Origin of the sequence: Streptomyces sp. NPDC046915, assembly GCF_040644935.1 — a bacterium.
Taxonomy (GTDB): domain Bacteria; phylum Actinomycetota; class Actinomycetes; order Streptomycetales; family Streptomycetaceae; genus Streptomyces.
Genome location: NZ_JBEYXB010000025.1, coordinates 89,460 through 104,973 on the forward strand (window position 1 = coordinate 89,460; position 15,514 = coordinate 104,973).

Below are 15,514 nucleotides of genomic sequence, written 5' to 3' on the forward strand. Positions count from 1 at the left end.
CACGTACCACCGCCCGCTTCAGATTGGTTGACCTCAGATGCCTGACCAGGACAAGCTCCGCGACTACCTCAAGCGCGCGACGGCCGACCTCCAGAGCGCCAGGCGGCGGCTGCGCGAGGCCGAGGCGCGCGAGCACGAGCCGATCGCGATCGTCGGGATGAGCTGCCGCTATCCCGGCGGGGTCGACTCCCCCGAGGACCTGTGGAACCTGGTGGCCTCCGGCGGGGACGGCATCACCGGCTTCCCCCTCAACCGGGGCTGGGACGTGGACAACCTGTACGACCCCGAGCCCGGCACGCCCGGCAAGTCCTACGCGCGCGAAGGCGGCTTCCTGCACGAGGCGGACGCCTTCGACGCCGACTTCTTCAAGATCAGCCCGAAGGAGGCGCGGGAGACCGACCCGCAGCAGCGGCTGCTCCTGGAGACCTCCTGGGAGGCCCTGGAACGCGCCTCGATCGACCCGCTGTCCCTCAAGGGCAGCCGGACCGGCGTCTTCGCCGGAGTCGTCTACCACGACTACCCCTCCGACGGCGGCACCGGCGGCCTGGGCAGCGTCGCCTCCGGCCGCATCTCCTACAACCTCGGCCTGGAGGGCCCGGCGGTCACCGTCGACACCGCCTGCTCCTCCTCGCTGGTCGCACTGCACTGGGCGGTCAAGGCGCTGCGCGCCGGGGAGTGCACCCTCGCGCTGGCCGGCGGGGTCACCGTGATGGCCACGCCCACCTCGTTCGTCGGCTTCAGCCAGGAACGCGGTCTGGCCCCCGACGGCCGCTGCAAGTCCTTCGCCGCCGCCGCCGACGGCACCGGCTGGGGCGAGGGCGTCGGCATGCTCGTCCTGGAGCGGCTCGCCGACGCCCGCGCCAAGGGTCACCCCGTGCTCGCCGTCGTACGCGGCTCCGGGATCAACCAGGACGGCGCCTCCAACGGCCTGACCGCCCCCAACGGGCCCGCCCAGCAGCGGCTGATCCGGCAGACCCTGGCCGGCGCCCAGCTCACCGCCGACCAGGTCGACGCCGTCGAGGCGCACGGCACGGGCACCACGCTCGGCGACCCGATCGAGGCCCAGGCGCTGCTCGCCACCTACGGGCAGGGGCGCCCCGCCGACCAGCCGCTGTGGCTGGGCTCCATCAAGTCCAACATCGGGCACGCGCAGGCCGCGGCGGGCGTCGGCGGCGTCATCAAGATGGTCGAGGCGATCCGGCACGGCCTGCTCCCCAAGACCCTGCACGTCGACGAGCCCAGCACCGAGGTCGACTGGTCGGCGGGCAACATCGCCCTGCTCACCGAGGCCGTGCCCTGGCCCGACCGCGGACACCCCCGCCGCGCCGCCGTCTCCGCGTTCGGCCTGAGCGGCACCAACGCCCACGTCATCATCGAGCAGGCCCCGGAACCGGAGACCGCCGCCGAGGACCAGGCCACCCCGGCCCCGGCCGCCGCCGTCGTACCGCTGCCGCTGTCCGCCAAGTCCCCCGACGCCCTGCGCGCCCAGGCCGCCACGCTGCTCGCCCACCTCACCGAGCACCCCGCGTCCGTCACCGACCTCGCCCTGTCCCTCGCCACCACCCGCGCCGCCCTCGAACACCGGGCGGTGCTCCTCGCCGCCGGCACCGAGGAACTGACCCGGGAACTGACCGCGCTCGCCGGCGGGGACATCCCGGACTCGGTGGCGCACGGGGTCGCCGAACCCGACGTACAGGTCGCGTTCCTGTTCTCCGGGCAGGGCGCCCAGCGCCTGGGCATGGGACGTGAACTGCACACCGCGTTCCCGGTGTTCGCGGCCGCCCTGGACGAGGCGGTGGCCGCGCTCGACGCACACCTCGACACCCCGCTGAAGGACGTCATGTGGGGTACGGACGAGGAGCTGCTCAACAGCACCGCGTACACCCAGCCCGCCCTGTTCGCCGTCGAGACCGCCCTGTACCGGCTGGTGGAGTCCTGGGGCATCCGCCCCGACTTCCTGGCCGGGCACTCCATCGGCGAGCTCACCGCCGCCCACGTCTCCGGCGTCCTCGACCTCGCCGACGCGGCCCGGCTGGTCACCGCCCGCGGGCGGCTGATGCAGGCCCTGCCGGCGGGCGGCACGATGGCCGCGGTCCAGGCCACCGAGGACGAGGTCCGCCCCCACCTCACCGACGACACCGGCATCGCCGCCGTCAACGGACCGTCCTCCGTCGTCGTCTCCGGCGCCCGCGACACCGTCCTCGCGATCGCCGCCCACTTCAAGGAGCAGGGCCGCAAGACCCGCGAACTGCGCGTCTCGCACGCCTTCCACTCCCCGCTGATGGAGCCGATGCTGGACGGCTTCCGGGCCGTCGCCGCGAGCGTCACCTGGCACGAGGCCCGTATCCCGGTCGTCTCCAACCTCACCGGCCGGGCCGCCGGACCCGGCGAACTCCAGGACCCCGACTACTGGGTGCGGCACGTCCGCGAGGCCGTCCGCTTCTCCGACGCGCTGCGCACCCTGGACGCCGCCGGCGTCCGCGTCCTCCTCGAACTCGGCCCCGACGCCGCGCTCACCCCGATGGCGGGCGACTCGCTGTCGCCGGGCGCCGTCGTCGCCCCGGTGCTGCGCCGCGACCGCGACGAGGAGCGCACCCTGCTCGACGCCGTCGGCCGGGCCTTCGCGCGCGGCGGCCGGACCGACTGGGCGGCGTTCTTCGCCGGGCGCGGCGGCCGGCGCGTGGACCTGCCGACCTACCCCTTCCAGCACCGCACCTTCTGGGCCGACGCCGCCCCCGCCACCCCCGGCATGGCCGCCGCCCCCGGCACGGTCGACGGCGCAGCCGACACCGCCTTCTGGAACGCCGTCGAACAGGCCGACGCCGCCACCCTCGCCGGCCGGCTGGAGATCGAGGAGGGCCCGCTCGCCGAGGTGCTGCCCGCGCTCGCCCGCTGGCGGCGCGTCCACCACGACCTGCACACCCTGGACTCCTGGCGCTACCGGATCGTCTTCCAGCCCTCCCCCGAGGCGGCGTCCGCCGAACCGGCGCTGTCGGGGACCTGGCTGGTCGTCGTACCGGAGCAGTCGGCCGCCGACCCGCGGGTGACGGCCGTGGTCGCCGGGCTCGCCGCGCACGGCGCCACCCCGGACGTCCTGGAGACCGACGGCGAGGACCGCGCGACCCTCGCCGCCACCCTGCGCGAGCACACCGCGGCGGGCGTGCTGTCCCTGCTCGCCCTGGACGAACGCCCGCACCCCGCGCACCCCGTCCTCAGCCGCGGCCTCGCCGCCACCGTCACCCTGGTCCAGGCCCTCGGCGACGCCGAGGTCACCGCGCCGCTGTGGCTGATCACCTCCCAGGCCGCCGCCGTGGCCGGCGCCCACGAGGTCACCGCCGTGTCCCAGACCCCGCTGTGGGGACTGGCCGGCGCGCTCGCCCTGGACCTGCCTGGCACCTACGGCGGCATCGCCGACCTGCCCGCCGAACTCGACGACCGCGGCGCCCGTCGGCTCGCCGCCTGGCTCACCGGCGCCACCGGCGAGGACGCCGTCGCCCTGCGCCCCCAGGGCATGTTCGTACGACGCCTGGTGCGCGCCCCGATCGGCACCACCGCCCCCCGCCGCAGCTGGCGGCCGCACGGCACCGTCCTCATCACCGGCGGCACCGGCGGCCTCGGCGCGCACGTCGCCCGGACCCTCGCCGCCGAGGGCGCCGAACACCTGCTGCTCACCAGCCGCCGCGGCCGGGCCGCCGCCGGCACCGACGAACTCACCGCCGAACTCCAGGCACTCGGCGCCAAGGTCACCGTCGAGGCCTGCGACGTCACCGACCGCGCCGCCCTCGCCCGGGTCCTGGACTCCGTACCGGAGGAACTGCCGCTGACCGCGGTCGTGCACGCGGCCGGCGCCATGCAGCGCATCGCACCCCTGGCCGACCTGCCGCTGCCGGAGTTCGCCGAGGTCGCCGACGCCAAGGTCACCGGCGCACTGCACCTCGACGACCTGCTCGGCGACCGGCCGCTGGACGCCTTCGTGCTGTTCTCCTCCGGCGCCGCCGTGTGGGGCAGCGCCGGACAGGGCGCCTACGCCGCCGCCAACGCCCACCTCGACGGGCTCGCCCACCGCCGCCGCGCCCAGGGCCGCACCGTCACCTCCGTCGCGTGGAGCTCCTGGGAGGGCGGCATGGTCGACGCCGAACTCGCCGCCATGATGCGGCGCATCGGCGCCCCCGCCATGCGGCCGTCCATCGCGGTCGGCGCGCTCCGCCAGGTCGTCGAGCACGAGGAGAGCCACCTGGTGGTCGCCGAGTTCGACTGGGAGCGCTTCGTCCCCACCTACACCCTCGCCCGGCCCCGCCCGCTGCTCGACGCCCTGCCCGAGGTCCGGGACATCCTCACCGGCGCCTCGGCCGCGCCCGCCGCGGCGAGCGGCACCGGCCTCGTCGCCGAGCTGGCCGGCAAGCCGGAGGCGGAACAGACCCGGGCCCTGCTGGACCTGGTCCGCGGCAAGGTCGCCGGCCTGCTCGGCTACGACTCCCCGGCCGACCTCGAACCCACCCGGCCCTTCGAGGACCTGGGCTTCGACTCCGTCGCCGCGGTCGAGCTGCGCAGCCGGCTCAGCGAGGCCACCGGTGTCAGCCTGCCCAGCACCATGGTGTTCGACTACGCCACCCCGGCCGCCCTGGCCGGCTTCCTGCGCACCGAGCTGTTCCCGGACGGCTCCGGCGGCACGGACGTACTCGCCGAACTGGACCGCTTCGAGCAGCTCGCGGCCTCCCTCGACCCGGAGGAGATCCGCGGCAGCCACCTCACCTCCCGGCTCCAGGCCCTGGTCGGCAGGCTCACCGACCTCCAGGGCGGCGGCGAGAACGTCCGCGGGCAGCTCGAATCCGCCTCCGCGGACGACGTGTTCGCCTTCATCGACCAAGAACTCGGCCTGGCCTGACCGAGCACAACTGACGACCCATTCACCAAAGGACGCGGCAAAGGACTCGGTGGGACCCGACATGGCAAACGACGAGAAGATCCTCGACTACCTGAAGAAGGTCACGGCCGACCTGCACCAGACCCGCCAGCGGCTGCAGGACGCCGAGGCCCAGGCCCGGGAACCGATCGCGATCGTGGCCATGAGCTGCCGCTACCCGGGCGGCATCACCACGCCCGAGGAGCTGTGGGAGCTGGTCGCCGAGGGCCGCGACGCGGTCACCGGCATGCCCACCGACCGCGGCTGGGACCTCGAGGCCCTCATGGACCCCGACCCCGACGCCCCCGGTTCCAGCTACGTCCACGAGGGCGGATTCCTTCAGAACGCCGGCCAGTTCGACCCCGGCTTCTTCGGCATCAGCCCCATGGAGGCCGAGGGCACCGACCCGCAGCAGCGGCTCGTCCTGGAGGTGTCCTGGGAGGCGTTCGAACGCGCCGGCATCGACCCGGAGACCCTGCGCGGCGGCCGGGTCGGCGTCTACATGGGTTCCGGCATCCAGGACTACGGCGACAACGAGGAAGGCGTCCCCGAGGCCGTCCAGGCCTACATGGCGACCTCCCGCGCCTCCTCGGTGATCTCCGGCCGCGTCTCCTACGTCCTCGGCTTCGAGGGCCCCTCCCTCACCGTCGACACCGCCTGCTCCTCCTCGCTGGTCTCCCTCCACCTCGCCGCGCAGGCACTGCGCAACCACGAGTGCGGACTCGCCCTGGCCGGCGGTGTGATGATCATGTCGACGGCGTCGCCGTTCGTCGCGTTCAGCAAGCAGAAGGGCCTCTCGCCCGACGGCCGCTGCAAGGCGTTCTCCGACTCCGCCGACGGCACCGGCTGGGCCGAGGGCGCCGCCGTCGTCCTGCTGGAACGGCTCTCCGACGCCCGCCGCAACGGCCACCAGGTCCTCGCCGTCATCCGCGGCTCCGCCCTGAACTCCGACGGCGCCTCCAACGGCCTCACCGCGCCCAGCGGCCCCGCCCAGCAGCGGGTCATCCGGCAGGCACTGGCCAACGCCCAGATCCCCGGCTCCCACGTCGACCTGGTCGAGGCGCACGGCACCGGCACCACCCTCGGCGACCCCATCGAGGCACAGGCCCTGCTCGCCACCTACGGCCAGGACCACACCGCCGAACGGCCGCTGCGCCTGGGCTCCTTCAAGTCCAACATCGGGCACGCCCAGGCCGCGGCCGGCGTGGGCGGCGTCATCAAGACCGTGATGGCCATGCGCAACGGCCTGATGCCGCGCACCCTGCACGTCAGCCGGCCCTCCAGCCACGTCGACTGGAACGCCGGCCACGTCGAACTCCTCACCGAGCCCGTGTCCTGGGAGCGCGCCGAGGACCACCCGCGCACCGCGGCCGTCTCCGCCTTCGGCCTCAGCGGCACCAACGCCCACCTCATCCTCGAAGAGGCCCCCGCGGTCGCCGCGGAGTCCGCCGACACCGCCACCGACGCCGACGCGCCCGCCGAGCCCGTGCCGCCCGCCGTCGCTTCGCCGGTGCTGCCGCACCTGGTCTCCGCGCGCGGCGGCCAGGCACTCAAGGGCCAGGCGGCCAAGCTGGCCGCGTTCGTCCGCGAGCACCCCGACGCCGGCCTGCCCGACCTCGGCCACTCCCTGCTGACCCGGCGCACCCCCTTCGACCAGCGGGCCGTCGTCCTCGCCGGCGACCGCGAGGGCCTGCTGTCCGGCCTGGACGCGCTCGCCGCCGGCGACAAGGCGGCCCACGTGGTCCGCGGCACCGCCGTCGGCAACCCCCGTATCGCCTTCGTCTTCCCCGGCCAGGGCTCCCAGTGGGCCGGCATGGCCATCGAACTCCTCGAATCCCACCCGGCGTTCGCCGAGAAGCTGCGCGCCTGCGGCGAGGCCCTCGCCGAGTTCGTCGACTGGGACCTCTTCGACGTCCTGTACGAGCGGGACGGCGCCCCCACCTTCGCCGAGGTCGACGTCGTCCAGCCGGTGCTGTGGGCGGTGATGGTCTCCCTGGCCGAGCTGTGGCGCTCCTTCGGCGTCGAACCCGACGCCGTCGTCGGCCACTCCCAGGGCGAGATCGCCGCGGCCACCGCCGCCGGCGCCCTCACCCTCCAGGACGGCGCCCGCGTCGTCGCCCTGCGCGCCCAGATCATCCGCGACGGACTGGCCGGGCTCGGCGGCATGATGTCCGTACGGCTGCCCGTCGCCGAGGCGGAGGAACTGCTGCCCCGCTTCGACGGCCGGCTCCAGCTGGCCGTCATCAACAGCCCCACCTCCGTGGTCGTCTGCGGCGCCTTCGACGCCCTCGACGAGCTGTACGACGAGCTCACCGCCCGCGACGTCCAGGCCCGCAAGATCCCCGTGGACTACGCCTCGCACTCGGTGTTCGTCGAGGAGATCCGCGACCGGGTGATCCCCGCCCTCGCCGACGTCACCCCGCGCTCCGCGCCCATCGGCTTCTACTCCACCGTCGAAGGCGCCCCCGTCGACACCTCCGGCCTGGACGCCGGCTACTGGTACCGCAACCTGCGCCAGACCGTCCGCTTCGAGGAGACCACCCGCGCCCTCCTCGACGACGGCTTCACCCTGTTCGTCGAGGCCAGCCCGCACCCCGGGCTGCTCGTCGGACTCGCCGAGACCGTCACCTCCACCGGCGCCGGAGCCGCGGGCGTCGGCTCCCTGCGCCGCGGCGAGGGCGGCCTGGACCGCTTCGTCACCTCCCTCGCGGAGGCCCACGTGGCCGGCGCCCCGGTCGACTGGGCGCAGTTCTTCGGCGGCCCCACCACCCCGGTCGACCTGCCCACGTACGCCTTCCAGCGCGAGCACTACTGGGCCGAGGCACCCGCCGTCCGCGGCGACGTCGCCGCCGCCGGCCTGGAGCCCGCCGACCACCCGCTGCTCGGCGCGGTCGTCACCGTCCCCGACGGCGACGGCTTCACCCTCACCGGCCGGCTCGCCCTGGCCACCCACGGCTGGCTCGGCGACCACCGCGTCGGCGACAGCGCCTTCTTCCCTGGCACCGGCTTCGTCGAACTCGCCGTCCGCGCCGGCGACCAGGCCGGCTGCACCACCCTCGACGAACTCACCCTCGAAGCACCGCTGATCCTGCCCGAGCGCGGCGGCGTCGCCCTGCGCGTCACCGTCGACGCCCCCGACCCGGCGGGCCGGCGCACGGTCACCGTCCACTCCCGCGCCGAGGACGCCTCCGGCGCCTGGACCCGGCACGCCGTCGGCACCCTCAGCCGCGCCGCCGCCGAGCCGCGCCCCTTCGACACCGCCCAGTGGCCCCCGGCCGGCGCCGAACCCGTCGACCTGGCGGACTTCTACGCCGCCGTCGCCGCCGAGGGCCTCGGCTACGGCCCCGTCTTCCAGGGCCTGAAGGCCGCCTGGCGCACCGGCGACGACCTCTACGCCGAGGCCCAGCTGCCCGAGGGCGTCGACGGCTCCGCCTACGGCCTGCACCCCGCCCTCCTGGACGCCGCCCTGCACACCGTCGCCCTCACCGGCGTCACCGGCGACCAGGCCGCCCTGCCGTTCGTCTGGACCGGCGTCTCGCTCGCCGCCGAGGGCGCCACCGCCGTCCGCGTCCGGGTCCGCGCCCTGGGCGAGGGCGAGGTCTCGGTCGACCTGGCCGACGCCGCGGGCGCCCCCGTGGCCGCCGTCGACTCCCTCGTACTGCGCCCCCTGACCGGCGAACAGACCGACACCGCCCGCTCCCTCGCCCGCGACGCCCTCTTCCGCGTCGACTGGCAGCCCGTGCCGCCCGCCGGCGCCGACGCCCTCACCGTCGGCACCTGGGACGCCCTCGGGGACACCGTCCCCGAGGTGGTCGTGCACCGCCCCGCCCCCGGCACCTCGGCCGAGGACGCCCGCACCGCCGTCCACCACGCCCTGGACGTCGTACGGGAATGGCTGGCCGAGGAGCGGTACACGGCCGCCACCCTGGTCGTGAGCACCACCGGCGCGGTCGCCGCCGGCCCCGGCGACGACGTCACCGACCTCGCCGGTGCGTCCGTCTGGGGCCTGGTGCGGTCCGCGCAGTCCGAGAACCCGGGCCGGATCGTCCTGCTGGACACGGATACGGCGGACACGACGGACACCGACGTCACCGCGGCCGTCGCCACCGGCGAGTCCCAGCTCGCCCTGCGCGACGGCGCCCTCCTCGCCCCGCGGCTGGTCCGCGCCCCCGAACCCGAGGGCGAGGCACCCGAGTTCACCCCCGACGGCACCGTGCTGCTCGTCGGCGGCACCGGAGTCCTGGGCCGCGTCTTCGCCCGCCACCTGGTCACCGAGCTCGGCGTACGCCACCTGCTGCTGACCAGCCGCCGCGGCACCGCCGCCGAGGGTGCCGCCGAACTCATCGCAGAGATAAGCGAGTTGGGAGCGGAGGTGGAGATCGCCGCCTGCGACGCCGCCGACCGCGACGCCCTGGCCGCCCTCCTCGACGGCATCCCCGCCGCACACCCCCTCAACGGCGTCATCCACCTCGCCGGCGTCCTCGACGACGGCATCCTCGCCTCCCTCACCCCCGAGCGCCTCGACGCCGTCCTGCGTCCCAAGATGGACGCGGCGGCCCACCTGCACGACCTCACCCGCGACCGGGAGCTCGCCGCGTTCGTGCTGTTCTCCTCCGTCGCCGGCACCTTCGGCAACCCCGGGCAGGCCAACTACGCCGCCGCCAACGCCTACCTCGACGCCCTCGCCGCCCACCGCCGCGCCACCGGCCTGCCCGCCCAGTCCCTAGCCTGGGGCTTCTGGGGCGAGGCCAGCGGCATGACCGGCGCCCTCACCGACGCCGAGCGCACCCGGATCGCCGCACAGGGCGGCGTCCTGCCCATCGCCAACGACGAGGGCGTGCTCCTCTTCGACGCCGCCCGCCGGTCCGGCGACGCCACGCTCGTCCCCGTCAAGCTCAACCTCGCCGCCATCCGCGCCCAGGGCGCCGGCGCCCGCGAGGTCTTCCGCGCCCTCGCCCCGGTCACCGCCCGCCGCAAGGCCGGCGGCAAGGTCGCCGCGGGCGGACTCCAGCAGCGGCTGGCCGCTCTCGGCGAGGCCGACCGGGAGAGCGCCGTCCTGGAGATCGTGCTCCAGCAGATCGCGGACGTCCTCGGCTTTGGCTCCACCCAGTCCATCGAACCCGAACGCGCCTTCAAGGAGCTGGGCTTCGACTCGCTGCGGGCCGTGGAGTTCCGCAACGGCCTCGCCGAGGCCACCGGCCTGCGTCTGCCCGCCACCATCGTCTTCGACTACCCCAACCCGCTCGGCCTGGCCCGCCACCTCCTCGCCGAGGTCGGCGGCGCCCCCGCCCCGGCCACCCCGGCCGCCGTCGCGCCCACCACCCCGGGCACCGACGACCCGATCGTCATCGTCGGCATGGCCTGCCGCTACCCCGGCGGCATCTCCTCCCCGGAGGACCTGTGGCAGGCGGTGGCGAACGAGGTCGACGCCATCTCCGCGTTCCCCACCGACCGCGGCTGGGACATCGCCCGCATCCACGACCCCGAGGGCCTGCGCCCCGACACCAGCTACACCGACCAGGGCGGATTCCTCTACGACGCCGGCGACTTCGACCCCGGCTTCTTCGGCATCAGCCCCAACGAGTCACTCCTCATGGACCCGCAGCAGCGGCTGCTGCTGGAGGCGTCCTGGGAGGCCTTCGAGGACGCCGGGATCGACCCGCGCACCCTCAAGGGCAGCCGGACCGGCGTCTACGCCGGGATGATGTACCACGACTACGCGCACAACGCGTCCACCGGCGGCATCGCCTCCGGCCGCATCTCCTACGTCCTCGGCGTCGAGGGCCCCTCGATGACCGTGGACACGGCCTGCTCCTCCTCCCTGGTCTCCCTCCACCTCGCCGCCCAGGCCCTGCGCTCCGGCGAGTGCACCCTCGCCCTGGTCGGCGGCGTCACCGTCATGTCCGACCCGGAGATCTTCGTCGAGTTCAGCCGCCAGCGCGGCATGGCCCGCGACGGCCGCTGCAAGTCCTTCGCGGGCGCGGCCGACGGCGCCGCCTGGTCGGAGGGCGTGGGCGTCCTGGTGGTGGAGCGCCTGTCGGACGCCCGCAGCGCCGGTCACCGCGTGCTCGCCGTGGTCAAGGGCACCGCCGTCAACCAGGACGGCGCGTCCAACGGCCTGACCGCCCCCAACGGCCCCTCCCAGCAGCGCGTCATCCACAGCGCCCTCGCCTCCGCCGGCCTCACCACGGCCGACGTCGACGCCCTGGAAGCACACGGCACGGGCACCACACTGGGCGACCCGATCGAGGCCCAGGCCGTCCTGGCGACATACGGCCAGGACCGCGACGACGACAAGCCGCTCTGGCTCGGCTCCCTCAAGTCCAACATCGGCCACGCACAGGCCGCCGCCGGTGTCGCCGGCGTCATCAAGATGGTGCAGGCCCTGCGCAAGGGTGTCCTGCCCAAGACACTGCACGTGGACGAGCCCACCCCGCACGTCGACTGGGAGGCCGGCAACGTCAAGCTGCTGACCGAGGCGGTGGAGTGGCCCGCCGGAGAGCAGCCGCGCCGTGCCGGTGTGTCGTCCTTCGGCCTGAGCGGTACGAACGCCCACGTCATCCTGGAGGAGGCGCCTGCCGGGGAGCCGGCGGCGGCCGACGAGCGCGCCGAACTGCCGGTCGTCCCGGTGGTCGTCACCGCCCGCACCCCGCAGGCCCTCACCGAGCAGGCCGACCGCCTGCGCGCGCTGGTCGAGGCCGACGAGGAGCTGTCGCTGACGGACCTCGCCTTCTCGACGGTGACCAGTCGCACGCTGCACGAGCAGCGGGCCGTGGTGGTCGCGGAGTCGCGGGAGGAACTGCTGGCGGGGCTTTCGGCTCCTGCCGTCAGTGGCGGCCGGGTGGACGGCAGGACGGCGTTCCTGTTCACCGGGCAGGGCGCACAGCGCCTGGGGATGGGGCGTGAACTGCGCGCCGCGTTCCCGGTGTTCGCTCAAGCCCTGGACGAGGTGGCCTCCGCCGTGGACGCCTATCTTGAGCGGCCGTTGTACGAGGTGATCTGGGGTGAGGACGAGGAGTTGCTGAACAGCACCGCCTACACCCAGCCCGCCCTGTTCGCGGTGGAGACGGCGCTGTACCGGCTGGTGGAGTCGTGGGGGATCCGGCCGGACTACCTGGCCGGGCACTCCATCGGTGAGATCACCGCGGCCCATGTGTCGGGTGCGATCTCGCTGGAGGACGCGGCCCGGCTGGTCACCGCCCGCGGACGCCTGATGCAGGCGCTCCCGGCGGGCGGTGCGATGGCGGCGATCCAGGCGACGGAGGAGGAGATCCTCCCGGTGCTGTCCGACACGGTCGGCATCGCGGCGATCAACAGCCCCCAGTCCGTGGTCGTTTCAGGCGTCGAAGCTGACGTGGATGCGATCGTCGCCCAGTTCGCCGAGCAGGGCCGCAAGACCACCCGCCTCCGCGTCTCCCACGCCTTCCACTCCCCGCTCATGGACCCGGCCCTGTCGGAGTTCCACCTGGTCGCGGAGAGCATCACGGTCGACGCGCCCCGCATCCCGGTGGTCGCGGGCGTCCACGGCGAGGTGACCGACGACTGGGGCACGGCCGACTACTGGACCCGTCACCTGCGCGAGGCCGTGCGCTTCGCCGACACCGTCACCCACCTCAACGAACGCGGAGTGACCCGCTTCCTGGAACTGGGCCCCGACGCGATCCTGACCGCCCTCACCCGGGCCACACTCGACGACACCGTGGTCGAGGCGGCCGTACGCAAGAACCGCCCGGAACCGCGCACCCTCCTGACCGCCGTGGCCGGCCTGTTCACCGCGGGCGTCCAGGTCGACTGGTCGGCGTTCTACGAGGGCACCGGCGCCCGCCGGATCGACCTGCCCACCTACGCCTTCCAGCACCAGCGGTTCTGGATCCTGGACAACCAGGGCGCCGGCGACGCGGCCTCGTTCGGTCTGACCACACTCGACCACCCGCTGATCGGCGCGGTCATCTCCTCGCCGGAGACGGACGGGGTGGTGCTGACCGGGCGGCTGTCGGCCGCCGTGCAGCCGTGGCTGGCCGACCACCGGATCGGGGAGGCGGCCGTCTTCCCGGGCACCGGGTTCGCCGAGCTGGCGATCCGCGCCGGCGACGAGGTCGGCTGCCCGGTCGTGGAAGAACTGACGCTGGAGGCGCCGCTGGTGCTGCCGGAGCGCGGCGGTGTGGCCGTGCGCGTGTCGGTCGGGGCCCTCGACGAGACCGGGCGGCGCCCCGTGCTGTTCTTCTCGCGCGGCGACGAGGACGAGCCGTGGGTCCGGCACGCGACCGGCACGCTCGCCGAAGTCGCTGAGATCGCCCGGGAGTTCGACGCGGCGGTGTGGCCGCCGCAGGGTGCCGAGCCGATCGACCTGGACGGGTTCTACGACGAGGTGGCTCAGGCCGGGCTGGGGTACGGGCCGGTGTTCCGCGGGCTGCGTGCCGCCTGGCGCGCGGGTGACGACGTGTACGCCGAGGTGGCGCTGCCCGAGGGCGTCGACGCCGACGGGTTCGGCGTCCACCCGGCGCTGCTCGACGCCGCGCTGCACCCGGTGGCGCTGTCCGGTGTGACCGGTGGCAAGGCCGCGCTGCCCTTCGCCTGGTCCGGGGTGTCCCTGACCGCCGAGGGGGCCACGCGGCTGCGAGTCCGGGTCACCGCGCACGGCGAGGGTGCCGTGAGCGTGGACCTCGCGGACGGCTCCGGCGCGCCGGTCGCCTCGATCGGCTCGCTGGTCCTGCGCCCGCTGACCGCCGCCGACCAGGTCTCCGGCGCGTCCGCCGCCCGTGACGCGCTCTTCCGGGTGGACTGGACGGAGCTGACCGCCGACACGCCCGCCGACGTACCGACCGTGGGGACCTGGGCGGAGGTCACCGCCTCCGCCGAGGCCGCCGTACCGGACGCCGTCGTCTGGGACGCGGACACCTCCGCTGACACCTCCGCCGTACGGGAGTCCGTGGACGCGGCGCTGCGCACCGTCCAGGACTGGCTCGCGGACGCGCGCTTCGAGGGCGCCACCCTGGTCGTACGCACCCGGGGCGCGGTCGCCGTCGCCGACGGGGAACGGCCCGGCCTCGCCGGTGCGGCCGTGTGGGGCCTGATCCGGTCCGCGCAGTCGGAGAACCCGGGCCGGATCGTCCTGCTGGACGGGGACACGGCGGACACCGCCGTCGCCGTGGCCGTCGCCTCCGGGGAGCCGCAGCTCGCCGTGCGCGACGGCGCCCACCTGGTCCCGCGCCTGGCCCGCGCCACCACCGAAACAGAGGCCCCCGCACCGGAGTTCGCCCCCGACGGCACCGTCCTGATCACGGGCGGCACCGGTCTGCTGGGCCGGATCTTCGCCCGCCACCTGGTGACCCGGTACGGCGTACGACACCTGCTGCTCACCAGCCGGCGCGGCCCCGCGGCCGAGGGCGCCACCGAACTCGTACAGGAAATCAGTGAGTTGGGAGCCGAGGCTGAGATCGTCGCCTGCGACACCGGCGACCGCGCGGCCCTGGAGGCACTGCTGGCCGGCATCCCGGCCGCCCGGCCGCTGACCGGCGTCCTGCACCTGGCGGGTGTCATCGACGACGGCGTCCTCGCCTCCCTCACCCCCGAGCGGGTCGCGGCCGTGCTGCGCCCGAAGGCCGAGGCCGCCCTGCACCTGCACGAGCTGACGGCCGACCGCGACCTGGCGGCGTTCGTCCTGTTCTCCTCGGCGGCCGGTGTGCTCGGCAACCCCGGCCAGGCCAACTACGCCGCCGCCAACGCCTTCCTCGACGCCCTCGCCGCCCACCGCCGCGCCGCCGGCCTGCCCGCCCAGTCCCTGGCGTGGGGGCCGTGGGCCGGCGAGGACAGCACGGGCGGCATGGCGGGCGACCTGGCCGCCTCCGGCGCCGACCGGATCGGCCGCCTCGGCATCGAGGCGCTGTCCACGACGGCCGGCACCGAGGTCTTCGACGCCGCGCTCACCGAGGGCGAGGCCACCCTGGTCACCCTGCGGCTGAACCTCAGGGCGCTGCGGTCCGCCACGGACGTGCCGCCGCTGCTGCGCGGCCTCGCCCCGAGCCGGTCCCGGCGCCGCGCGGAGGCCGCCGCCGCCGACGCGACGGCGTTCCGCACCCGGATGGCCGCCCTGTCCGAGCAGGCCCGCACCGACGAACTGATCGACCTGGTACGGGCCCACGCCGCCGCCGTCCTCGGCCACTCCTCCACATCGGCCGTCGGCAAGACCCGCGAGTTCAACGAGCTGGGCTTCGACTCGCTGTCGGCCGTCGAGTTCCGCAACAGCCTCGCCGAGGCCACCGGGCTGCGCCTGCCGCCCACGCTGGTCTTCGACTACCCGAACCCGACGGCGGTCGCCGAGTACTTCGCCGAGGAGTTCCGCCCGGAGAGCGGGACGGACGGCGCGGACGGGCCGGGCGCGGAGGACGAGGCGAGGATCCGCCGGCTGCTGCAGACCGTCCCGCTGGCCCGGCTGCGCGAGCTGGGCGTCGTGGACACCCTGCTGCAACTCGCCGACGGGGACGGCGCCGAGAGCGCGCCGGGCACGGCCGTCGCCGACGAGGAAGCGATCGACGACCTGGACGCCGAGAGTCTCATCAGCATGGCGCTCGACGGTTTCGGGCTGGACGACACACAGGGAATGTGAGAGAA

At 74.8% G+C, this 15,514-nt stretch carries 2 protein-coding genes; both read left to right on the plus strand.

From position 1 onward, the window contains the following. Positions 1 to 37 precede the first annotated feature (37 nt). Positions 38 to 4,885, plus strand: a complete 4,848-nt coding sequence (locus ABZ915_RS41425) for a type I polyketide synthase (RefSeq protein WP_361814234.1) — start codon at positions 38 to 40, stop codon at positions 4,883 to 4,885. Between the two features lie 61 nt (positions 4,886 to 4,946). Beyond that, positions 4,947 to 15,509 (plus strand): type I polyketide synthase, encoded by a 10,563-nt coding sequence (locus tag ABZ915_RS41430; RefSeq protein WP_361814236.1) that lies wholly within the window; start codon positions 4,947 to 4,949, stop codon positions 15,507 to 15,509. Positions 15,510 to 15,514: the final 5 nt, after the last annotated feature.

Bases quoted from the DNA above. Each gene is read 5' to 3' on its own strand.
- ABZ915_RS41430 (WP_361814236.1), top strand. From the start codon at position 4,947: ATGGCAAACGACGAGAAGATCCTCGACTACCTGAAGAAGGTCACGGCC.
- ABZ915_RS41425 (WP_361814234.1), top strand. From the start codon at position 38: ATGCCTGACCAGGACAAGCTCCGCGACTACCTCAAGCGCGCGACGGCC.